15 protein-coding genes and 3 tRNA genes are annotated in these 20,561 nt (G+C 64.0%); 4 read left to right on the forward strand and 14 right to left on the reverse strand.

What is annotated here, in order from left to right; all coding sequences use genetic code 11:
- The 8 genes from GCN78_RS24650 to GCN78_RS24685 all read right to left on the reverse strand — a co-directional run.
- The coding region (locus GCN78_RS24650) for a GTP-binding protein (protein ID WP_017454492.1) at window positions 1-124 on the reverse strand (124 nt) is incomplete at its 3' end.
- A gap of 88 nt (window positions 125-212) precedes the next feature.
- A tRNA-Thr gene (locus GCN78_RS24655) sits at window positions 213-287 on the reverse strand.
- 43 nt (window positions 288-330) lie between these two features.
- Window positions 331-404, reverse strand: a tRNA-Gly gene (locus GCN78_RS24660).
- A gap of 63 nt (window positions 405-467) precedes the next feature.
- Window positions 468-552, reverse strand: a tRNA-Tyr gene (locus tag GCN78_RS24665).
- Between the two features lie 234 nt (window positions 553-786).
- The gene (locus GCN78_RS24670; RefSeq protein ID WP_152254076.1) at window positions 787-2,433 is read right to left on the reverse strand and encodes a tetratricopeptide repeat-containing response regulator; all 1,647 of its coding nucleotides are present in this window, start codon (window positions 2,431-2,433) and stop codon (window positions 787-789) included.
- 133 nt (window positions 2,434-2,566) lie between these two features.
- Window positions 2,567-4,162 (reverse strand): DUF3369 domain-containing protein, encoded by a 1,596-nt coding sequence (locus GCN78_RS24675; RefSeq protein WP_152254077.1) that lies wholly within the window; start codon window positions 4,160-4,162, stop codon window positions 2,567-2,569.
- A 63-nt stretch (window positions 4,163-4,225) separates the two neighbouring features.
- The gene (locus GCN78_RS24680) at window positions 4,226-5,317 is read right to left on the reverse strand and encodes a J domain-containing protein (protein WP_152254078.1); all 1,092 of its coding nucleotides are present in this window, start codon (window positions 5,315-5,317) and stop codon (window positions 4,226-4,228) included.
- A 139-nt stretch (window positions 5,318-5,456) separates the two neighbouring features.
- Complete coding sequence (locus GCN78_RS24685) at window positions 5,457-6,608, reverse strand: class I SAM-dependent methyltransferase (protein ID WP_152254079.1); 1,152 nt, start codon at window positions 6,606-6,608, stop codon at window positions 5,457-5,459.
- 90 nt (window positions 6,609-6,698) lie between these two features.
- Here GCN78_RS24685 and GCN78_RS24690 point away from each other — a divergent pair, with 90 nt between their 5' ends.
- The 4 genes from GCN78_RS24690 (at window position 6,699) to pepF (ending at window position 10,983) form a co-directional block, all read left to right on the forward strand.
- Window positions 6,699-7,484, forward strand: coding sequence for an SDR family oxidoreductase (locus GCN78_RS24690; RefSeq protein ID WP_152254080.1), 786 nt, complete (start codon window positions 6,699-6,701; stop codon window positions 7,482-7,484).
- Window positions 7,485-7,537: 53 nt separating this feature from the next.
- Window positions 7,538-7,936 (forward strand): dihydroneopterin aldolase, encoded by a 399-nt coding sequence (locus GCN78_RS24695; RefSeq protein WP_046682033.1) that lies wholly within the window; start codon window positions 7,538-7,540, stop codon window positions 7,934-7,936.
- Window positions 7,937-7,941: 5 nt separating this feature from the next.
- Complete coding sequence (gene ttcA, locus GCN78_RS24700; RefSeq protein ID WP_152254160.1) at window positions 7,942-8,904, forward strand: tRNA 2-thiocytidine(32) synthetase TtcA; 963 nt, start codon at window positions 7,942-7,944, stop codon at window positions 8,902-8,904.
- 189 nt (window positions 8,905-9,093) lie between these two features.
- A complete protein-coding gene (pepF, locus tag GCN78_RS24705; protein WP_152254081.1) occupies window positions 9,094-10,983 on the forward strand; it encodes an oligoendopeptidase F in 1,890 nt (629 codons plus the stop codon).
- Between the two features lie 24 nt (window positions 10,984-11,007).
- Here the strand turns inward: pepF and kefC are convergent, their stop codons facing one another.
- The 6 genes from kefC to GCN78_RS24735 form a co-directional block, all read right to left on the reverse strand.
- Window positions 11,008-12,831: a glutathione-regulated potassium-efflux system protein KefC gene (gene kefC / locus GCN78_RS24710; RefSeq protein WP_152254082.1), complete on the reverse strand. Its 1,824-nt coding sequence runs from the start codon at window positions 12,829-12,831 to the stop codon at window positions 11,008-11,010.
- Between the two features lie 62 nt (window positions 12,832-12,893).
- On the reverse strand, window positions 12,894-13,466 hold the full coding sequence (locus tag GCN78_RS24715) for a dual specificity protein phosphatase family protein (RefSeq protein ID WP_226939814.1): 573 nt from the start codon (window positions 13,464-13,466) through the stop codon (window positions 12,894-12,896).
- Between the two features lie 10 nt (window positions 13,467-13,476).
- Window positions 13,477-14,589 (reverse strand): MGDG synthase family glycosyltransferase, encoded by a 1,113-nt coding sequence (locus tag GCN78_RS24720; protein WP_193316865.1) that lies wholly within the window; start codon window positions 14,587-14,589, stop codon window positions 13,477-13,479.
- Between the two features lie 3 nt (window positions 14,590-14,592).
- Window positions 14,593-15,738, reverse strand: coding sequence for an ankyrin repeat domain-containing protein (locus tag GCN78_RS24725; protein ID WP_152254083.1), 1,146 nt, complete (start codon window positions 15,736-15,738; stop codon window positions 14,593-14,595).
- Window positions 15,739-15,858: 120 nt separating this feature from the next.
- Complete coding sequence (locus GCN78_RS24730; protein WP_152254084.1) at window positions 15,859-17,658, reverse strand: M14 family metallopeptidase; 1,800 nt, start codon at window positions 17,656-17,658, stop codon at window positions 15,859-15,861.
- Window positions 17,659-17,782: 124 nt separating this feature from the next.
- Window positions 17,783-20,506 (reverse strand): TonB-dependent receptor plug domain-containing protein, encoded by a 2,724-nt coding sequence (locus tag GCN78_RS24735; protein WP_152254085.1) that lies wholly within the window; start codon window positions 20,504-20,506, stop codon window positions 17,783-17,785.
- Between the last annotated feature and the right edge of the window lie 55 nt (window positions 20,507-20,561).

Here is a 20,561-nt window from a genome sequence, read left to right on the forward strand (position 1 = left end):
CGCCGAATTTCTTCGACAGAACCGTTGCGATTGCAGCGGTCAGCGTGGTTTTACCGTGGTCGACGTGGCCGATGGTGCCGACGTTGACGTGCGGCTTGGTCCGTTCGAATTTACCTTTTGCCATTTTGAACTCCTAATGATTTGATTAGATTGCTCAGGCACACGCCCGACGGTCTGGTTTGAATTGCTTCTGTGCTGCCTGCTGCGAATTCTGGTGCCCTTGACGTGGATCGAACACGTGGCCTCTCCCTTACCAAGGGAGTGCTCTACCACTGAGCTACAAGGGCTGTAATTTGTTGCATGCGATGCATCAAGCATCTGAACGGAAACTGGAGCGGGTGAAGGGAATCGAACCCTCGTCGTAAGCTTGGAAGGCTTCTGCTCTACCATTGAGCTACACCCGCGAGGTATCGTTCACTTTATCTTCACTTGCTTTTTGCTACTACCCAGTTTTCCTTGCAAAAACTTGGTGGAGGGGGCTGGATTCGAACCAGCGTACTCATAGAGAACAGATTTACAGTCTGTCGCCTTTAACCACTCGGCCACCCCTCCGCGGGAACCGCAGAGTATGAAGCATCTACTCACAACTGTCAACCTTATTTACTGATGCCTGACTGCTGCATTTGCGTATAAAGAAGAAGTTGGCTGCTTCGGGGCGTGATTATAAGCTCCCGATTTGAGAATGTGCAAGGGTTGGCGCGAAAAAGTCGATTTTTTTTCGCATTTTTTTCTTTACCCTGCCTGAAAGCCGCATTTTTCCGTCATTCACCCCGCATTGTCCCCCTTTTACCGGGCGTCAGGCGGATGCATCCAGGCGTTGCCCAGCGGCTTATATTTACGCAACAGTTGCTGATGCAGGCCCGACAGCACGGGCAATTTGGGGTTGCGCGGGTCCAGGCGACGCACGCCGGCGATGAACGTCAGCGCCTGCTGGCCCATGCGCTCATCCCAGCCTTCGTGTTCCAGGCATTTCAGCACGGCCACGGCCGCATTGAAGACCACTTGCGGATTGTCGGGCAGGCGCGTGACGGCTTCGCCCATCAGATCGACGGCGCCGCGGAAATCGCCTTCGCCCGCCCTGGCCGCACCGGCGGCCACCATGTCGGCCACTTCCTGGCGGCTTTGCCGCGCCAGCGCCTTGGCCAGCTCTTCGCGCCCCGCCTGCTCGAACACGGCCATGGCGCGCGTCATGGCGGCGCTGTCGGGCGCATTGCGCATGACTTCGCGCATCACCTCGGCGGCGCCATCCTCGCGCCCGTGCGCCAGGCAGTGGCGCGCCAGTTCCGTTTTCAGCATGGTCGAGCCGCCCACGTTGTGGCGGTTGGCGGCCAGGGCCGCGTCGAGCGACTGCTGCAGGCGCTCCGCGTTGCCCGTATGCGCATGCAACATGGCGCTGCACAGGGCGCTGCACAGTTCCGTGTTCTTTTGCCCGCCCATCGACTTGTCGAGGTCGCGGATCACGGCGCCCACCTGCAGCGGATCGCCCTTGCGCACCAGGGTCTGCACCAGGCGCACGTGGTCTTCCGGATCGCGGAACTCCGAATACTTGGCCTTGCTCACCACCAACTTCAGGGATTTTTCCGCCATCTCGATATCGTCGGCCGCCAGGGCCGCCTCGCCCAGGCGGCGCAAGCGGCGCACGGCGTGCGGCGACAGGGCCACCGCTTCGCTCAGGGCCGCCTGCGCCAGTTCCGGCTTGCCTTGCGCCAAATGCGTGCGCGCCAGCCAGTCATACGCGTCGAGAAAACGCTTGTTGTTTTCCAGCAGCCCTTCCAGCGTGCCCTGCGCCGCTGCGTACTCGCCCAGCAGAAATTGCGTCTTGGCCTGCCCCAGGCGCGCCCAGCCGATGGACTTGGCTTCGTACAGGGCGGCGTAGATCGGCTCGGCGTCGGCCGCCTCGCCCAGCAGCAGGTGCAGTTCCGCGCGCAGGCGCAGGAAATCCGTGGCGTAGCGCGGATACAGGCTGGCGCCCTCGGTGCAGGCGGCAATCGCCGCGCGCTCATTGCCCACGTCGATCAATTCGTACACGGGCACGAAGGCATTGCGCTTGTCCAGCGCGCGGCCGATGCGCTCGAGCATGTTGTCAGCGGTGAACGGCTTGAGGATGTAATCGGTGGGCAACAGTTCGACGGCGCTGACCACCTTGGCGAAGCTGCCTTCGCCCGTCACCATGAAGAACATGGTCGACGCATGCATCAATTTATGGTGGCGCAAGTCTTCCAGCATCTGCTGGCCATCCTGTCCGCCGTCGAGATCGTATTCGCACAGGATCAAATCATACGATTTGCTGCCCAGCATACGGATCGCCTGGCCCGAACTGGCCGCGTCATCGATCTTCGCCAGGCCGCACAGGTTGAGCATATTGTGCAGGCTGGCGCGCATGCCCGGATGCGGCTCGATGATCAGTGCGCTAAGGCCCTTGAGTTCTTTCATGTCGTGATGTCCGAAAACTCCGCGGCGCGCCACGCTGGTGCGTGGTGCCAGCCGGCATGAGGCTGCCGAGTATATGACGGCGCCGCGCGCAAGGGAATGGCGGCGTGCCGAAAAACGCCAAGGAAGTTGCTGCTCAAGCGACGGCGCGCTCCGGATGCCACAGTTGCGGCTCGTGGTCAATCAGATCCAGCAGCGCCGTCACCACTTCCGGATCGAACTGGCTGCCGCTGCGCTGTTCGATGTATTCGCGCACCTGCGGATACGGCCACGGTTCCTTGTAGGGCCGCTCGTGCAGCAAGGCATCGAAGACGTCGACCACGGCAACGATGCGCGCGGCCACAGGAATGTCGCGCCCCTTCAGGCCATTCGGATAGCCGGCGCCATCGAAATGCTCGTGGTGGCCGCCGGCGATCTGCGCGCCATACGTCAGGTAGCTGACGCCGTCGACCATGTTGGCGGCCCGCTCGAGGATGGTGCGCCCGACGCTGGCATGCAGCTGCATCTGCGTCCGCTCCTCGTCCGTATGCCGGCCCGGCTTGAGCAGCACGGCGTCCGGCGTGGCCACCTTGCCCACGTCGTGCAGGATGCTGGCCAGGCCGATCATGTCGAGCAGTTGCGGCGTCAGCTCGTCCGGGTACACGCCGCGCTGCTGCATGCGCCGGGCGATGGCGTCGGACAGCAGCTGCACGCGCCGCACGTGGCCGCCCGTGTCGCTGTCGCGGAATTCGGCCAGGTCGGCCAGCGCCACCACGGTCGCTTCCTGCGCCTTGCGCAGCTGGCCGAACATGTACAGGTTGTCGAAGGCGGCGGCGATGCGCTGGCAAAACACTTCCAGCAAGTCGCGCTGGATCTGCGCCAGCGGCCACGGCGGCGTGACGGAGATGGCCAGCTCGCGGTTGCCCTCCGTATGGATGAACAGCACATTGGCCGGATGCTCGAACTGGCTGCGCTTTTCCGCAAACGCCTTGGCGATGGTGGCGGTGAGCGCATGGTCGGCCGGCATCGCTTCGGCCTCGGCCAGCATGGCATAGGTGCCCGTGGCGGCGACCACCTCGGGCCGCCCGGCGCCGCCCTGCATCAGGCACAGCACGCCGTCGGCACCCACGTCGAGGATGGCGCTGACCTGGTTGAGCACGCCGGAGGCGAATTCGCGCAAGGAATGGATCTGGTACAGATTGGTGGCGCCGGCGAGGATCTTGCCCAGGCCGATGCGGCTGCGCTCGAGCATCATCAGGCTCTCGTAGGCGCGCAGGGCCGAGATGACGGTGGTAAACAGCTTTTGCGTCGTCAGTTCCGTCTTCGCCTTGTAATCGTTGATGTCGTATTCGATGATGACGCGCTGCTCGGGCGCCTGGCCCGGCTGGCCCGTGCGCAGCACGACGCGCACGATGGAGTTGTTCAGGTCGGCACGGATGCGCTTGGCAAGGATCAGGCCGGCGTCATCCGTTTCCATCACCACGTCGAGCAGTACCAGCGCGATATCGGGCGTGTCGCGCAGGATCTCGTACGCTTCGCGGCCGCTGTAGGCGGAAAACAGTTCCAGCTCGCGTCCCTTGAAGCTGACATTGCGCAGCGCCAGCCGCGTGACCGCATGCACATCGACGTCGTCATCGACGATCAGGACACGCCACAGGCGCTGGTCGGGCGCGGCCAGCCCGGCAGGACTGGCCACCGGCTCATCTTCGTCGAGCAGCCAGTTATCATCTGCATCGGCTTTGAGGTCGGTCATGAATACTCCTAAGGGATAAGTTCGATGTGGACGCTGCGTTGACGCATATCAAGCATAATCAGATTAGATGCCGCTTACAACAGGATTCTGCGTACCGCCTTCGCTGGCGGACGGCGACGAGGCCGAGGCCGGCGCCGAGGCGCCGCCGCGCGTGGCGCCGCCACAATTGTCCTGGCCCGGCCCGACGGCTTGGTAGCGCACTTCATACTTGCCCGCGCTGAGCTGCTCCACCGTCAGCTTGTCATGCGCCAGGATGTACAGGTAGCGCACATTCGAGCGCCGCTCCTGGTCATACAGCTTGACGAAGACGGGCGCCGCGTTGCTGCTGTTGTCGATGGTCAAGCTCAGTTCGTCGCCCTTGTTACTGATCGGGAAGCCATCCACATAGCCGGACTGCGCCGGCCAAGGCTCGCCGTTCGGCGCCACCAGCGTCACGGACTGGCCCACGCCATCGCAGACTGGCTGGCTGGCCTTCAGGCTCAGCTGTGCCACGGCCAGCACGCGGATCTCCGGCGTCTTTGCTTGCGGGGGCTCGGGCGCATACGGCTTGCCCACCGCCCAGCTATCGACCGCCACCGCCTCGCCTTTCGATGACGGCGCGGCACTCCCCGCCGGCGTGGCCGTTTCCACATGGGGCTTGGCGCCATCGCGGGCCAGCCCGCTCCAGGCCGACGCCAGCGCGGCAGGCATGGGTTGGGACGTATCGAGCATCAGCAAGGCGCCCAGCCAGCCCAGCAGCAGGCAAACAAGCAGACTCAGCCACCAGCGCCAGTTGCGCCAGACGGGCTGCGGGCCGCGCCGCGGCGCGCCCTTCGGCGGCGGCACATCCTGCGCCCAGGCGTGTTCATGCGGCTGGGCATGGCCTTTCGCGCGGCCATCGCGGTTCTTGCCCTCTTCGTGGTGGGTGCTTTCCAGCCATTCGATTTCCCACTCCTCGGCGGCGATCCACTCGTCGTGTTCCTTGCGGCGTTGTGGATCGGACAAGGTGCCGTAGGCGCTGTTGAGAATCGCCATGATGCGGGCGGCTTTTTCGTCGCCGGGATTCTTGTCCGGGTGGTATTTCTGGCTGAGGGCTTTGTACGCGGCACGTATGACTTCCTGCGGCGCCAGGCGCGCCACCTTCAGGTTGTCATAGTGTGTATGTATCTTTCCCATCGTTCTATCTTGAAATCGGTGCGCGGCGACGGGTTCTTGCAGGATGGAACCGTGCTGTGTCGGTCATCATATACGATATGACAAGATAATAACCACCGGCGGACAGGAATTTGCAGGGCGACACGGCCCTGCCTTGATATTACAAGCGGTGGCTGCGGTCGCTGGACAACAACGCTTCCGGCAACGCCACCTGGTGCCCCACCACCAGCACCTTGAACAATTCCCCCATCTCGGCGGGCGACACCAGCTTGTGCACGGCGCTCGCTTGCGGCAGGTAGGTCTTGACCTGTTCCGGATCGGTGCGCAGCAGCAAGTCGCCAAGGCCGGAACCCAGCAGGAAAGACGCCTGGTTCATGTAGGCGAGCACATCGAGACCCGCATCCTGCGCCGCCACCGCCATGGCCGTGAAATCGACGTGGGCCGTGATGTCCTGCAAGCCGGGCAGATAAAACGGTTCCGCGTGGGCATGATGGCGGTAATGGCACATCAGGGTGCCCGTGGCGCGCAAGTCCAGGTAATACTCATGCGCGGGGAAGCCATAATCGAACAGCACGGCCGCGCCGCCCTTGCCATTGGTCAGCATGCGCGCCAGCGAGCGCATGAAGCCGCAGGCGACGCCATGGATTTCCGTGACATAGCCGACCGGCAAGGCATCGGCGTCCGGCACCTGGGCGGCGATCTGCGCGGCCACCTCGGCGCCGGCCGCGCGTTCGACAAACACGAACTGGCCGTCGGCGATGCTGACGTCGAGTTCGCACCAGCCGGCGGGCGTCTTGCTGATCAGGTTGACGGGCATGGCGTCGAGCACTTCGTTGCCGAACACGGCGCCCTCGAAACTGTCGGGGAAGCCGTCGAGCCACACCACTTGCGGGAAGGCGGCCAGGGCCAGTTCCTGGCGCGCGCGCAATTCGCCGGACAATTCGACGATCGCATACTGTTCCACAGAGATGCCGGCCTTCGCCGCTTCCGTCAGGATATCAAAGGCCAGCTTGCCCGTGCCGGCGCCGAATTCGAGGATGCGCGGGGCCGTTTGCGCCATAATAGCGGCTGCCACATGGGCCAGCGTGGCGCCGAACAGGGGAGATATCTCCGGCGCGGTTGTAAAATCGCCATCTTTGCCCAGCTTGGCGGCGCCGCCGCTGTAATAGCCGAGGTCAGGCGCATACAGCGCCAGCTCCATGAAGCGGACAAAGGGAATGGCGCCGTCATTGCGCGCGATTTCGGCGGCAATCTGGTGCTGCAAGGCATGGGACGCGGCCAGCGCGTCGCTATCGGGTGCGGGAAGAGACATATCCGCATTGTAGCGAATCGGCGGGCCACGGCGCCAGTGCCGGCCACGGCGGCCAGGCGCACTTCACACACAAGCACAATAAATAAAGACATGACTCCAGCATCGACATTGCCACACAGCTCTCCCCGCGTCGCCCTCGTCACGGGCGCGGCGCGCCGCATCGGCCGCGCCATCGCGCTGGGCCTGGCGCGCGACGGCTGGGATATCGCCGTCCATTACCGCGACTCGCGCGATGAAGCGCTCAGCCTGGTGGAAGAAATCACGGCGCTGGGCCGCCGCGCCCACGCCTTCCCCTGCGACCTGGCGCAGGAAGACGCCGTGCGCCAGTTGCTGCCGCAGGCGCAGGCGGCGCTGGGCCCCGTCACTTGCGTGGTCAACAACGCATCGTTGTTTGCATACGACAATGCGGGCGATTTTTCCTTCGGTGCGCTCGATGCCCACATGCACGCCAACCTGGCCGCCCCCATCCTGCTGGCGCAAGCGCTGTACCAGGCCACCCCGGCAGGCGGGCAAGCCGTGGTCATCAACTTGCTGGACCAAAAACTGTACAATCTCAATCCTGATTTTTTGTCGTACACCCTGTCCAAGGCGGCGCTGCTGTCGGCGACCACCATGCTGGCCCAGGCGCTGGCGCCGAAAGTGCGCGTGGTGGGCATCGCCCCCGGCATCACCATGGTCTCCGGCGAACAGACGGAAGCGAACTTTACCAAGGCGCATGAAAACACGCCGCTGGGCCGTTCCAGCACGCCCGAGGATGTCGCCGACTGCGTCTGTTACGTGGCCGGCGCGCGCGCATTGACGGGCACGACGCTCCTCGTCGACGGCGGCCAGCATTTGATCGGCTTGCCGCGCGACGTCATGTTTTTGACCAAATAATCAGCAGCCCTACCAAACAACCAGCATTCCAGCATCCCCGAAAAGGTAAAACTATGTCGTCCGCCCTGTCCCACCCTCGCCTGGCCGATTGTCGCCGCCTGTTCCTGCGCAATTACGAAGTCCTCATCAACATCGGCGTCTACGACTTCGAGAAAAAGGGCGAGCAGCGCGTCCTCATCAACGTCGACCTGTACATTCCCCTGGCCCTGTCGACGCCGAAAGATGACCAGCTGGAAGAAGTGGTCGACTACGACTTCATGCGCGAAACCATCGCCAAACGCATGGCGCAAGGCCACGTGCAGCTGCAGGAAAGCCTGGTCGACGACGTGCTCGCCGCCATGCTGGCGCACCCGCGCGTGCGCGCCGCGCGCGTGTCGAGCATGAAACCGGACGTGTATCCCGACTGCGAAGGCGTGGGCGTGGAAGTATTCAAGATCAAGGATGAAGCATGAGCAACATGAACAATGCCGCAGTGATGGAACCGACGACAACGGCCGTGGAATTCCCGGCCAACGTGGAAGCGCAGAAACTGGCGCGCAAGAAGGCGGAAAAGATCGCCCTGGAAAACAACAAGCTGCACAAGCGCTTGTGCCGCCTGGTGGGGCAAGCCATCGGCGACTTCAACATGATCGAAGACGGCGACAAGGTGATGGTGTGCTTGTCGGGCGGCAAGGATAGCTACGCGCTGCTGGACATCCTGATGACCTTGCGCGAGCGCGCGCCGATTCACTTCGACATCGTCGCCGTCAACCTGGACCAGAAGCAGCCGAACTTCCCGCCGGAAATCCTGCCCGCCTACCTGACGGAACTGGGCGTGGCCTTCCACATCGAAAACCAGGATACCTACAGCATCGTCAAGCGCCTGATCCCGGAAGGCAAGACGACCTGCTCGCTGTGCTCGCGTCTACGCCGCGGCATCCTGTACCGCGTGGCCGACGAGCTGGGCGCCAACAAGATCGCCCTGGGCCACCACCGCGACGACATCCTGGAAACCTTCTTCCTGAATATGTTCTTCGGTGGAAAACTGAAAGGCATGCCGGCCAAGCTGCAATCGGACGACGGCAAGCACATCGTCATCCGCCCGATGGCCTACGTGAAGGAAGAGGACACGCAGCGCTATGCGGAAGTCAAGGGCTTCCCCATCATTCCATGCGATTTGTGCGGTTCGCAGGAAAACCTGCAGCGCAAGCAGATCAAGGGCCTGATGCGCGAATGGGACAAGAAATTCCCGGGCCGCGTGGAAAGCATCTTCTCGGCCCTGTCGAACGTGGCGCCGTCGCACCTGATGGACCCGAAACTGTTCGGCTTCAAGGATTTGAAGGCCGATGGCGTGGCCAACCCCATGGGCGACATCGCCTTCGATGAAGAGCCATGCTCGACGCCGACCACCTTCGGCACGATCCCCCTGCAACCGTTGTAATCCGCAGTTGTCAGCCCGTGTTGTTTCGCCGCCACCATCACGGTGGCGGGCAGTATATTCCCTCTGCCTCTTTCCCCCTCCCTTCATTTGATGTACCGTAGACAACTCTGCCGGTACGCGGTGTGTCACGCGCGCATCCCTGCCCGGCGGTCAGCACGCATTCTTCCGACAACCTCACTGGAATGAACCATGACGCCATCCGCGCTCAAGCGCCCCCTGCTGTTCTCCCTGCTTACCCTCAGCCTCGCCACCGCCTCCGCCGCTCCTGCGCCTGCCCCCACGCCCGGCGACCGGCAGGCCGACCGCTGGGACCTGACGGCGCTGTATCAAAACGACGACGCCTTCGACGCCGACGCGACAAAGCTGTCGGCCCAGCTGCGGCAACTTGGCGCCTGCAAGGGGCAGTTGAAAGCGTCGCCAGCCCGCCTGAAAAGCTGCCTGGACCTGTACGCGGAAGCGCGCAAGCGCGTCAACACGCTCAGCACCTATGCGGCGCAGTATTACGACCAGGATACGGGTGACAGCAAGGGCAACCAGCTGAACCAGCGCGCCGCCCTGCTGGGCAACGACTTCACCCAGGCGACGACCTTCCTGCAGCCGGAAATCCTCGCCCTGGGCGGCAAGCGCATCGATGCCATGCTGGCAAAAGACCAGGGTTTGCAGCTGTACCGCTTTCAATTGAGCAACATGCTGCGCAGCGCGCCGCACACGCTCGACGCCGCGGGCGAACAGCTGGTGGCGCAGTTCGGCCTGGCGACGGGTTCGGCCGCCAGCGTCTACCGCACCCTGGCCAATGCGGAAATCCCGTGGCCGACCGTCACATTATCGGACGGCAAGGAAGTACGGCTCGACCAGGCGGCGTATACGAAATACCGGGGCGACGACAAGCGCGCCGACCGCAAGCTGGTGTTCGATGCCTTCTTCGGCAAGTGGAAAGAGTATGAACGCACGTTCGGCGAAACCCTGTACGGCCAGCTGAAAACGGACGCCGCGTATGCGAAGGTGCGCCGCTATGCCGACTCGCAAAGCGCCGCGCTGGACGCCGACAACCTGCCGCCGGCCGTCTACCAGACCCTGATCGCACAAACCAACGCCAACCTGCCCACCCTGCACCGCTACTTCAAGCTGCGCGCGCGCATGCTGGGCGTCAAGGACCTGGCGTATTACGACGTGTATGCGCCGCTGCTGAAAAGCGAGCGCACCTTCCCGCTGGCCGAGGGCAAGCAAATGATGCTCGATTCCGTCGCGCCGCTGGGACCCGACTACGTCAAGGCGCTGACGGCCGCCGTGGATGCGCGCTGGATGGATGTGTATCCGCGCCCGCGCAAGGTGGCGGGCGCCTACATGAATGGCGACGCCTACGACGTGCACCCCTTCGTGCTACTCAATTACACGGACAATTACGAAGCCGTCAGCACCCTGACCCACGAATGGGGCCACGCCATGCACTCGGTGCTGGCCAACAAGGCGCAACCGTCGATCTATGCGCCATACAGCATCTTTGTCGCGGAAATCGCCTCGACGACGAACGAGGCGCTGCTGCTCGACGCGCGCCTGAAACAGGCCAAGGATGACGACGAGCGCCTGCTGTACCTGGGTGCGGCGCTGGAAAACCTGCGCGGCACTTTCTTCCGCCAATCCATGTTCGCCGAATTCGAGGCGGCCATCCACGGCAAGGTGGACAAGGGAGAATCGCTGACGGGCGAGGAGATCACGGCCATCTATGCCGGCATCCTCAAGCGCTACCACGGCGAAGCGCAGGGCGTCATGACCATCGATCCCGCCTACGCGCTGGAATGGGCCTACGTGCCGCATTTTTATCACGGCTTCTATGTGTTCCAGTACGCCACCTCGATCGCTGCGGCGCAGGATTTCGCGCAGCGCATCCTCGACAAGGAACCGGGCGCCCTGGCCGCCTACCTGAAGATGCTCGGCGCGGGCGGCTCGGCCTACCCGTACGATCTGGTGAAGGCGGCCGGCGTCGACCTGGCCTCGCCGAAACCGTACCAGGCGCTGGCGGCGCGCATGAACGGCATCATGGACCAGATCGAGGCGATCGAAGCGAAGCGGGGGAAGTAAAACCCAACGTCCGAACGGCTGGGGTCAGACCCGAGGGTCTGACCCCGGTTCTGCCGCTTGCTCCAAGGCAAACGCCGCCGCATCGCTCTCGAACATGTCTTCCAGTTCCTCGCGCGCCTGGCGCGTGAGCGACATGACTTTTTGCTGGTCCTGGAAGTGCGGCGCCACTTCCAGCAAGGTCTTCAGGTTATGCCGGCCAAAGATGCCGGCCGCGCGCTGCGCCCGCTCCGCGCTGAAACCCACCTGCTGCAAGGTCTGCTCGCCCAGCAGCAGGGCCGCGGCGAAGGTCTCGCGCTCGATCAGGGTCACGCCGCGCTTCATCAATTCATAGTAATGCGTGACGTTGCGCGCGCGCGCCAGAATCGTCAGCTCGGGCAGGCGCAGGCGCACGGCGTCGACCAGGGCCAGGCTGTCGTCCACGTTGTCGATGGCGATCACCAGCGCCTTCGCCTTCTCGATGCCGGCCGCCACCAGCAGGTCCACGCGCGTGGCGTCGCCATAAAACACCTTGAAGCCGAACTTGCGCAGCAGCTCGATCTGGTCCGGATCGTGGTCGAGCACCGTCACGCCGATCTTGTTCGCCGCCAGCAGGCGGCCGATGATCTGGCCGAAACGGCCAAAGCCGGCGATGACGATGGGGTTGTCCTGCGCCTCGATATGGTCGTCGGGACGGCGCTTCTTGTCGCCTTGCAGGCGCGGCGCGACGAATTTATCATGCGCCAGCAGCAGCAAGGGCGTGGCCACCATCGACAGGGTCACCACCACGACCAGCAGCGCGGCCGTCTGCGGCGCGAACACGTGCGCGGCCTCTGCGGCGGCAAACACGACGAAGGCGAATTCGCCGCCCTGCGACAGCAGCAGCGCGAAGAACAGCTGCTGGCCGCGGGGAATGTCGACAAACTTCGACAGCAGGTACAGCAAGGCGATCTTGACCACCAGCAGACCGGCCACCAGGCCCAGGATCAGCAAGGGCTGGGCGCGCAGCACGCCGAAATCGACGGACATGCCGACCGCGATGAAGAACAGGCCCAGCAGCAGCCCCTTGAACGGCTCCAGGTCGGAAATGAGCTCATGGCGGTATTCGGAATCGGCCAGAAGCACGCCCGCCATGAAAGTGCCCAGCGCCATCGACAGGCCCACCGATTCCATCAGCACGCAGATGGCGATCACCAGCAGCAGGGCGAAGGCCGTGAAGATTTCGCGCAAGTCCGTTTTGGCGATGAAGCGCAGGATGGGGTTCACCAGAAAACGCCCGCCGATCACCAGCGCCGCCAGCACGGCGACCAGCTTGGCCACGCGCAGCCAGCCCGGCTCGCCGCTGTGCGTGACCAGGCCGCCCAGCAGCGGCACCAGCGCGATCATGGGGATGGCGGCGATATCCTGGAACAGCAAAATCGAAAAACCGGCGGAACCGGCCGGCGTGCTCATTAATTTACGTTCGCCCAGCGTGGCCAGCACGATGGCCGTCGACGACAGCGACAGCCCGAGCGCGCCCACCAGCGCCGTGCGCCAGTCCACGCCGAAGGCCATGGCCACGGCGCACAGTCCCGCGCTGACGACGCCCACCTGCGCCCCGCCCCAGCCGAAAATCGGACGGCGCAGCAGCCACAAGCGTTTGGGCTCCAGCTCCAGGCCAATTAAAAACAGCAGCAGCACCACGCCGAATTCGGAAAAGCTGAGGATCACCTCGACATTCTTGATCAGGCCCAGGCCCCACGGCCCGATGACGACGCCGGCCACCAGATAGCCCAGCACGGCGCCCATGCCCAGGCGCTTGGCCAGCGGCACCATGATGATGGCGGCGACCAGGTAAAACAGTATGTTGACGAGAAAGCTGTGGTGTTCCATGCGGATTCCGGAAAAACGTGATTGGAATCGCAATCATGCCTGAAGTGGCGCAGTAGCGGGGGTCAAGGCTGCGGCGCGTCGATGCGCGCACGTAGTTCGTCCACATTCACGCGCGACAAATAGCGTTCGATGTTTTTCCACACGGCGTGGTAGCCATAGCCGCCATTTTTCAGCTCGTCGATCGCCTTCTCGCGCGGCCAGCCCTGGTACAGCATGCGGTACATGGCTGTCATCAAGCCCGTGCGGTCGGCGCCGTGCAGGCAATGCAGCAGCACGGGCCCGTCCTGCTCGGCGGCGCGGATGCTGCGCATGGTCGCGATCACATGCCGGTCGCGGATGGCCCAGGTATTGATGGGGATGCGGATGGCGCGGATACCGCTGCCTTCCAGCACCTGCGTATCGGCGTGGAAGGAGCGCAGGCTGATCACCGTCTTCACGCCCAGCGCCTGCAGCTGGGCCACGTCGGCGCTATCGAGCCTGGCGCTGCGGTACAGGACGGGCGTGACCTGGTGCAGGTTCGACACCTGCGGCAGCGGCGTGGCCCAGTCCGGATGGCGTGGCGGCGCGGCTTGTGCTCCGGCCGGCGCGGCGGCCAGCCCCAGGGCGAGGGTCAACAGCACGACATGCAGCATCATGGTTTCCTGGTTATTGATGAACGGCGCCGGCGCGCGGGCGGCCCAGGGCCAGCGCCTTTGCGCGCATCGATTGCAACTGCTCGGGATGATCGAGCAGCAGGCGCACCCGATATTCCAGGGTGACGGCATCGAATGCCTTCAGGGCCACGCCCTGCTCCAGCAGATAGTCGGCATTGCGCTCTTCCTGCCCGGGAATCGGCGAGTTGACGATCATGGGCAAGCCCAGCGCCAGGCATTCCGAGGTGGTCAGCCCGCCCGGCTTGGTGATCACCAGGTCGGCGCACGCCATCAGGCGCTCGACTTCGCCGGTAAAGCCTTGCGCCAGCAGGCGGCCCGGATACTGGCCGGCCAGTGCCTGCAGCGCCGCCAGCGCGATGGCGTTTTTCCCCGCCAGCGCGATCAGCTGGAAGTCGCCCGGCAGCGCCAGCAGGCGCGCGGCGACCGTTTCAAGGCTGCCCAGTCCCGCCCCGCCGCCCATCAGCAGGATCGTCATGCGCCGCGGGTCCAGGCCAAACGCCTGCGCGCACGACACGCGGTCGGGCGCCTGCGCGAACGCTGGCATGACGGGGATGCCCGTCACGTGGATGCGGTCGGCGGGAATGCCTTCGTGGCGCATGCGGAACGCCACTTCGTCGGTGGCGGCGAAATAGCCCTGCATCCGTTCGTGCACCCACATGCGGTGCAGGTCGAAATCCGTGACCTGCACCCACACGTGACAGGCCAGCTGCTGCTGGCGCAGCGCGCGCGACAGCAGTTCGGCTGGCAGGAAATGCGTGCAGATGATCGCATCGGGCTGGAAGGCGGCGATGCGCGCCAGCAGCGCGCGCGTGTTGAGGCGCTCGACGGCCCGGCGCAAACGCTGCATCGAGCTGTCGCGCGGCGCAGCGTGGGTGGCATGGTACAGATAGCCCCACAGCGCGGGCGCCTTGTTGACCAGCTTGATATAAAAATCCGTGTACAGCTTGCGAAATGCGGGCGTCACAAAATCCATCACGTCGAGATGCAGGGCCAGCGCCGCAGGCCCTGCGCCGTCATCGCGCGCCGCATACGCCGCGATGGCTTGCGCCGCGCGCATGTGGCCGGCGCCGGCCGAGACGCTCAGGAGTAGAATTTTTTTTGTCATGAGCTAGCCAGTGACGGGGACAGGCAGGGCCGACACTTTCCAGCTGCCTTTGAGCTTGCGTTCCATCAAGGCCGGCAAGGTACTGGCGTCGGGCGCGCCTTTTTTGGTGAACTTCACCGGCACCAGCAGATAGATGGTGACCTTGTCAGCGTCGGCAATGTCTTCCTCCTCCGGCGCCCGATTCCAGCGCTTGTCGATGGCCAGCAGCGCATCGACGCCGTCCGGCCAGGCCAGATCCGCCAGGTGCGGATCGTCGCGCCGCAGCAGCTCACCGGTGGCCAGGCTGGCCTGATCGAGCGTGCGCCGTCCCAGGCGCGCCAGCAGCGCCACCGGAAAGCGCCATGGGCTGTGTTCCATGAAGCCGTGCACGGTCAGCGGCCAGCGGGCCGGCAGGCAGACGGCCAGCTCGGTCATCGGGGACCGCTGGAACAGGCCGACCGTAAACAACAGCTTGAAATCGCCTTTGCCGCCGATGCAGCTGATCCCCAGCGAAAAGCGCGCATCGCCGCTGTCCGGGCTGAACACGGCCGGCAGTACCCAGCCGGCGCTGTTGTGCATGAAGGTGCGGATCGATTCCTGCGGCGAGGCGGCCGCCTGCTGCGGCACGTCGAGTATGCTGACGCCGCCGGCGGCGGCCAGCAATTGGGCGATCGCGGGAAAGCCCCAGCCGGTGGCGATATCGACGGGCGCCTGGTTCCAGCGCGTATGCAGGCGGTTCGGATTGGCACCCGCCTGCAACAGCAATGCCACCACCTCCTCGTGGCCGCCAACGCAGGCGCTGGCCAGCGGCGAGAGTATCTTGTCCGGCAAGCCATCGACGGCGGCGCCCTGCCCGAGCAGCCAGCGGCAGGTATCCAGATGGCCATGGCCCGCCGCCGCGTCCAGCGGCGTATGGTTGCGGTAACCGGGCAAGGGCAGATCGATGTCCATGCCCAGCGACACGAGCAGGGCGCAGACGTCGCGGCTGCCGCCGGCCGCGGCCAGATGCAGCAGCGATTCGCCGTCTTCCATGTTGTAGCGGCGCAAGGTCAACAGCGGCGGCGTGGCCTCGAGCAGGCTGCGCACCTGTTCCACCCGATTCTCGCCGACGGCGTCGCAGAGGCGAAAAAACGCCTCGCGGTACTGGTTGTAGAGTGTCTTGTTGACCATGCATGTTCCCTGCTCGTGGTGGCGGCGCCATCATCGAGCGGAGAATAGCATTTTCTTTCGATGAATCTGCGTGATTTGACAACTTCGGTGCGCACCGTGCGGCGACGCGCGTATTGGGCGTCATAAATCCATGAAACCGACAGGCGCCACGTCGACACGCATGACCGGATACAGGTTCAGCCGCTCATCCCACGAGGCGTGGCGGCGCGCGAAAAACTCCAGGCGCGCACGCGGATTCTTTGCAAACTCGGGCTCGTCGGCCAGCTTCTGCCGGAATTGCGCCGCCAGCGCCGGGTCGGCCGCCAGCTGCGCGCGCGCCACATCCTCGGCCACATAGTCCTCCATGTATTCCTTGCGCTCGAACGCCGTGTTGAAGCTGCCCCAGGCCAGCAGCGAGTCGGGCGCGCGCGGTTCGAGCAGCGCCATCACCAGGCGCGCCTTCGGCTGGTTGACGGGCACGTACAGCGCGCCGGCATCGACGAGGCGCTCCTCTTTCTGCCACTCGCCCTGTACCGCCGCCGTCTGGCGTCCCTCGAACGACTGCGCGCCAAACTTGACGGCAGTGGCGCGGAAGACTTCCACATTCTGCCTGGCGAAGATGCTGCGCATTTCCTTGTAGGCGATGCCGTGCTGGCGCAACTTGGCGCCCACCATGGCCGCCTGCGCGCGCGGCACCAGGTAACCGGCCTTCGGTGCGGTCACCTGCAGGTCGGGCACGATCTCGTCGCGCAGCGGCACGGTCCAGATCTGCGGCGTCTTTTCGTCATAGCGCGTCATCAGCGCGCCCGACACCTCGGACGGCGTGCGCGTGTAGGCATAGCCGCGAAACGCGATCATGCGGCTTTTCTCCGTCGTCTTGTAGCTGAGGGGCAGTGCACTGCCGGCCAGCTGCGCCGCGCGCAGGTCCGCCTCCATGGCGGTTTGCCGCCATGCGGCGCCGTGCTGCGCCACCTGCGACAGCAGCGAGACGATGGTGTTGCGCGTGATGCGCACGCGGGTCGGATAGTCCTTCCACGAGTGGGTTTCCACCAGCACGCCGAAACGGTTGCGCAACAGGAAATAGCCATGCGAAAAGCGCGGGTTCGGCGCCGAATCGACAAAACCCGATTGCGGATTGTCTTCTTCGGCAAATGACATGTAGAACGGCTTCGGATCGGAACCCTGCTTTGCCAGGTCGGCCAGTACGCCGTCGCGCAGCGCCGTTCCCGCCACGCGCAGGGCCGCATCGCCCGCATGCACGGGTTCGACCTGAATCGAGATATCGGGTTCGAACTGCGCGCCGTCCGTCACGTGCAGGTCGACATACGCCAGCGGGTCCCAGGCATTAACCAGTGCCAGCATGTGCTGCATCTCGGGCGTGTCGGCCTTCATGTATTCGCGGTTCAGATTGTAGTTTTGCGCCGTGCTGCGCCAGCCCATTTCCACGGGTCCGCGCTGGTTCGGGCGGTTCCACGCCCCGAAGCGCTCATGGCCGTCGACATTGAAGACGGGCACGAACAGCAGCACCTGCTTGTCCAGCACTCCGGCAGCCGCCTTGCCTTCCAGGACTTCGCGCAGCGCCAGGAAGCCCGCATCCTTGCCGTCGATTTCCCCTGCATGGATGCCGCCCTGCACCAGCAGTACCGGTATCTTGCGCCGCTTGGCCGCGTCCGGCGTCAGCGCGCCCGTGTTGGACACGGCCAGCGCCAGCATGGGCCGGTTTTCCGGCGTGCGGCCATATTCGAAGCAGCGCACCTGTTTCGGATGGTGTTCCTCGAAGCGCCGGCACAAGGCTTCCACTTCCTCGTAGCGGCCCGTATTCTTGAAACCCGAGTACTCGGCCTGCGTCTTCAGGGAAAACAGCCGCATATCGCGTGCGGCGTGCGCGTTGACGGCAAACAGGGAAAACACGGCGGCGGACAGCAGGGCACGGCGTAGCATCGGACTAGCTCCATCAAGGGGGACAAGCGGGCAATTATAGAGTGGCGGTCGGTTAAAAACGCAGCGGAAAATAAAAAAGCCGGAACAGCGTCAGCTGCTCCGGCCTTGCTCAGGCAAGCGTGAATTACGAACCGAAGTGGTAATTGAATTCGACCCATCCCTGGCGTCCCTGCGGGCTGAAACTGCCCACCGGGTAGTACGGCCAGCCGCCGCTGTCGTCGCGCTTGATCTTGTCGAATACGTTGTTGACGATCAGCGACAAGGTGGCGCGGTCGTTGATGCGGTAGACGGTGCTGATGTTGGCCAGCGCCGTCGGCGTCAGATAAGCCTTGCCGGCGGCGTTCGGGATCTTGCCGTAGCGGGTCACCAGCAAGGTGTTCGACCAGTCGCCCGCGCTCCAGTTGACGCTCAGGTTCAACTTGTCGGGCCAATCCATGTTGGTCAGCGATTTCGTCTCGTCGATCTCTTCGTCGCCCACGAACTGCTGCGACTTCTTGCTCAGCACCTTGGCATAGTTGGCCTTGAAGGCGAAGCGGCCATAGTCCGTCGTGCGCAGCAGATACTTCAGGCTGATGTCGACGCCGCTGGTGCTTTGTTTCGCCGCGTTGATCGGGTTGACGGTGATGGTCTTGATCTCGCCGGCGCGGTTCAGCGCATTGGCGGCGAAGCGCTCGACGCGGCCCAGGGTATCGACGCAGGTCGGCGAGTTGATGTCGGTCTTGCCCAGGCGGCAATCGGCTTCGTCGCGCAAGATCTTGTCGGCGCTCAGGTTCGTCACCAGGTCGTCGATCTTGATGTTCCAGTAGTCGACGGAGACATCGAAACTGGCACTCGGCGACCAGACGGCACCGACGCCAAACGACTTGCCTTTTTCCGACTGCAGGTCCTTGCTGCCGTTCTGCACATAGTCGGCGCCCGGCGACTTGTTCGCGTAGTCGCAGTCCTCGATGGCCTGTCCGGCGGCGCCGCAGCGGTAGTAATCGGTGGTGCTGGAATAGTAGCCCGTGCCCCGCGCCTTGTAGATGTAGTTCATGTCCGGCGCGCGGAAGCTGGTGGCGTAGTTGGCGCGGAACAGCAGTTCGCGCGTCGGACGCAGTTCCAGCCCGCCGTTGTAAGTGAACTTGCCATCGCTGCGGCCGGCAAAGTTGTAGCGGTCATAGCGTCCGGCCAGGGTCCCCGTCAGCTTCTCGTGCAGCGGCAGGTTGACCTCGGCGCCCAGCGCGTAACGCGTGCGCGTGCCGGCCGTGATGTCGGACTTGGTGGCGACATTGAAATAGCCTTCGTTGAGGCGCGCATCGGGCACATTGCTGAAACCCTGCTTGCCCGCTTCGGCGATGGTGGCGATCTTTACCACGCCGGCCGGCAACTGGAACAAGTCGCCATTCGTGGCCAGGCTCAGGGTATTCGTCCAGGCCTTGTCGTCGCTGTCGGAATTGCCCGTGATGCTGTCGAACTCGGCAGCGGTCAGGCGGCGCGACAGGCGGGCCGGATCCGGTGCGTAGATGGGCACGCCGCTCGCGTCCGTGCCCAGTTTCGGACCCAGGAAGAAGCTGTCGATGTTGGCCAGCGCGCGCGGCGTGTGGCTTTCGCTCTTGTACAGCGAGGCATTGTAGTTGGCTTCATACTGCCACGATGCCGTGCCGGGAATGCGCCCCTTGGCACCGAGCGAGATGGCCGTGGCCAGGTCATCCCACTTGCGGTTGTAGCGCGACACGCCGCCCATTTCCTCGGGCGAGATATAGCGCGTCCATGCCTCGTATTTGCCCGTGGTCTGGTTCTTGAAATAGCTGCTGCCCGTCGACGACGAGGTCCACGTCGGGCCGCGCGTGTTATTTTCCGTCGCGTTCTTACCAATCAGGAAATCGGCAAACAGCGTCGTTTCCGGCGACAGCTCGTAGTTGGCGCTGCCGAACACGTTCTGGCTGCGATTCTTGGTCTGCGTGGTCCAGTAGGTCGGGCCCACTTTCGGGCTGGCGCAATAACTGCCGTTCTTCGCCTGATACTTGATGACGCTGCCGCCGAACAGGTCGCCGAACTGGCTGCAGGTGTCGCCCAGGTCCTGGTAGGTGCCGGAGGTACTCGACTGCGGCACGCGGCGCGAGGCGATGTTGGTCGGCGTGCCAGAGCGGGTGGCCATGAAATCGCGGTCCAGGCTGGACAGCGGATCGCGCTGGCTCAGCTCCACGCTGAACAGGGTATGCAGCTTGTCGAAATTGCCGCCGCCCGTCAGCTGCACACGCTGGTTGCCGCCGCCGCCGCGCGTGGTGCCGCCTGCCTTGACATTGATATCGAAGCCTTCCGTCTGTTTTTTCAGGATCACGTTGATCACGCCGGCGATCGCATCGGAGCCGTAGATGGCGGAGGCGCCGCCGTTGAGGATCTCGATGCGGTCGACGATACTCGACGGGATGTTCGCCAGGTTGGTGAAGTTCACCGTGCCTTCATAGGCGACAGGAAAGTCGGCCAGGCGGCGGCCGTTGAGCAGGATCAAGGTGTGGTTCGGTCCCAGGCCGCGCAGGCTGATGGTATTGGCCGATGGCGTAAAGGTGTTGCCGAAGTCTTCGCCTTGCGTAAAACCGCTGTTCTGCACCTGGTTGCTCAGGGCGTCATATACGTTTTTATAGCCCTGCTTGGTGATCTCGTCGCCGGTCAAAATGGTGACCGGCGAGGGGCCTTCCAGGCTGGCGCGGGGAATGCGCGAACCCGTCACGATGACCGCGTGCGCGCTGGCCGCCGGCTGGCTATCGTCAGCCGGCGCGGCGGTTTGGGCCTGCGCCTGCGAGGTGATGCCGGCGACAAGGGCCAGCACGGCAACACTGAGCGGGGATAACTTGAACTGTATAGACATATTTTCGCTTCTCAAGGTGGGAGAAAGGGTGAAAGATATCAACATGTCAGTATTT

It is taken from the genome of Janthinobacterium rivuli (assembly GCF_009208735.1).
GTDB lineage: Bacteria > Pseudomonadota > Gammaproteobacteria > Burkholderiales > Burkholderiaceae_D > Janthinobacterium.

Excerpts from the sequence above, each read along its gene's own strand:
- GCN78_RS24670 (WP_152254076.1), bottom strand. The coding sequence starts at position 2,433 with ATGAAAGAACTCAAGGGCCTTAGCGCACTGATCATCGAGCCGCATCCG.
- GCN78_RS24675 (WP_152254077.1), bottom strand. The coding sequence starts at position 4,162 with ATGACCGACCTCAAAGCCGATGCAGATGATAACTGGCTGCTCGACGAA.
- GCN78_RS24680 (WP_152254078.1), bottom strand. The coding sequence starts at position 5,317 with ATGGGAAAGATACATACACACTATGACAACCTGAAGGTGGCGCGCCTG.
- GCN78_RS24685 (WP_152254079.1), bottom strand. The coding sequence starts at position 6,608 with ATGTCTCTTCCCGCACCCGATAGCGACGCGCTGGCCGCGTCCCATGCC.
- GCN78_RS24690 (WP_152254080.1), top strand. The coding sequence starts at position 6,699 with ATGACTCCAGCATCGACATTGCCACACAGCTCTCCCCGCGTCGCCCTC.
- GCN78_RS24695 (WP_046682033.1), top strand. The coding sequence starts at position 7,538 with ATGTCGTCCGCCCTGTCCCACCCTCGCCTGGCCGATTGTCGCCGCCTG.
- ttcA (WP_152254160.1), top strand. The coding sequence starts at position 7,942 with ATGAACAATGCCGCAGTGATGGAACCGACGACAACGGCCGTGGAATTC.
- pepF (WP_152254081.1), top strand. The coding sequence starts at position 9,094 with ATGACGCCATCCGCGCTCAAGCGCCCCCTGCTGTTCTCCCTGCTTACC.
- kefC (WP_152254082.1), bottom strand. The coding sequence starts at position 12,831 with ATGGAACACCACAGCTTTCTCGTCAACATACTGTTTTACCTGGTCGCC.
- GCN78_RS24715 (WP_226939814.1), bottom strand. The coding sequence starts at position 13,466 with ATGATGCTGCATGTCGTGCTGTTGACCCTCGCCCTGGGGCTGGCCGCC.
- GCN78_RS24720 (WP_193316865.1), bottom strand. The coding sequence starts at position 14,589 with ATGACAAAAAAAATTCTACTCCTGAGCGTCTCGGCCGGCGCCGGCCAC.
- GCN78_RS24725 (WP_152254083.1), bottom strand. The coding sequence starts at position 15,738 with ATGGTCAACAAGACACTCTACAACCAGTACCGCGAGGCGTTTTTTCGC.
- GCN78_RS24730 (WP_152254084.1), bottom strand. The coding sequence starts at position 17,658 with ATGCTACGCCGTGCCCTGCTGTCCGCCGCCGTGTTTTCCCTGTTTGCC.
- GCN78_RS24735 (WP_152254085.1), bottom strand. The coding sequence starts at position 20,506 with ATGTCTATACAGTTCAAGTTATCCCCGCTCAGTGTTGCCGTGCTGGCC.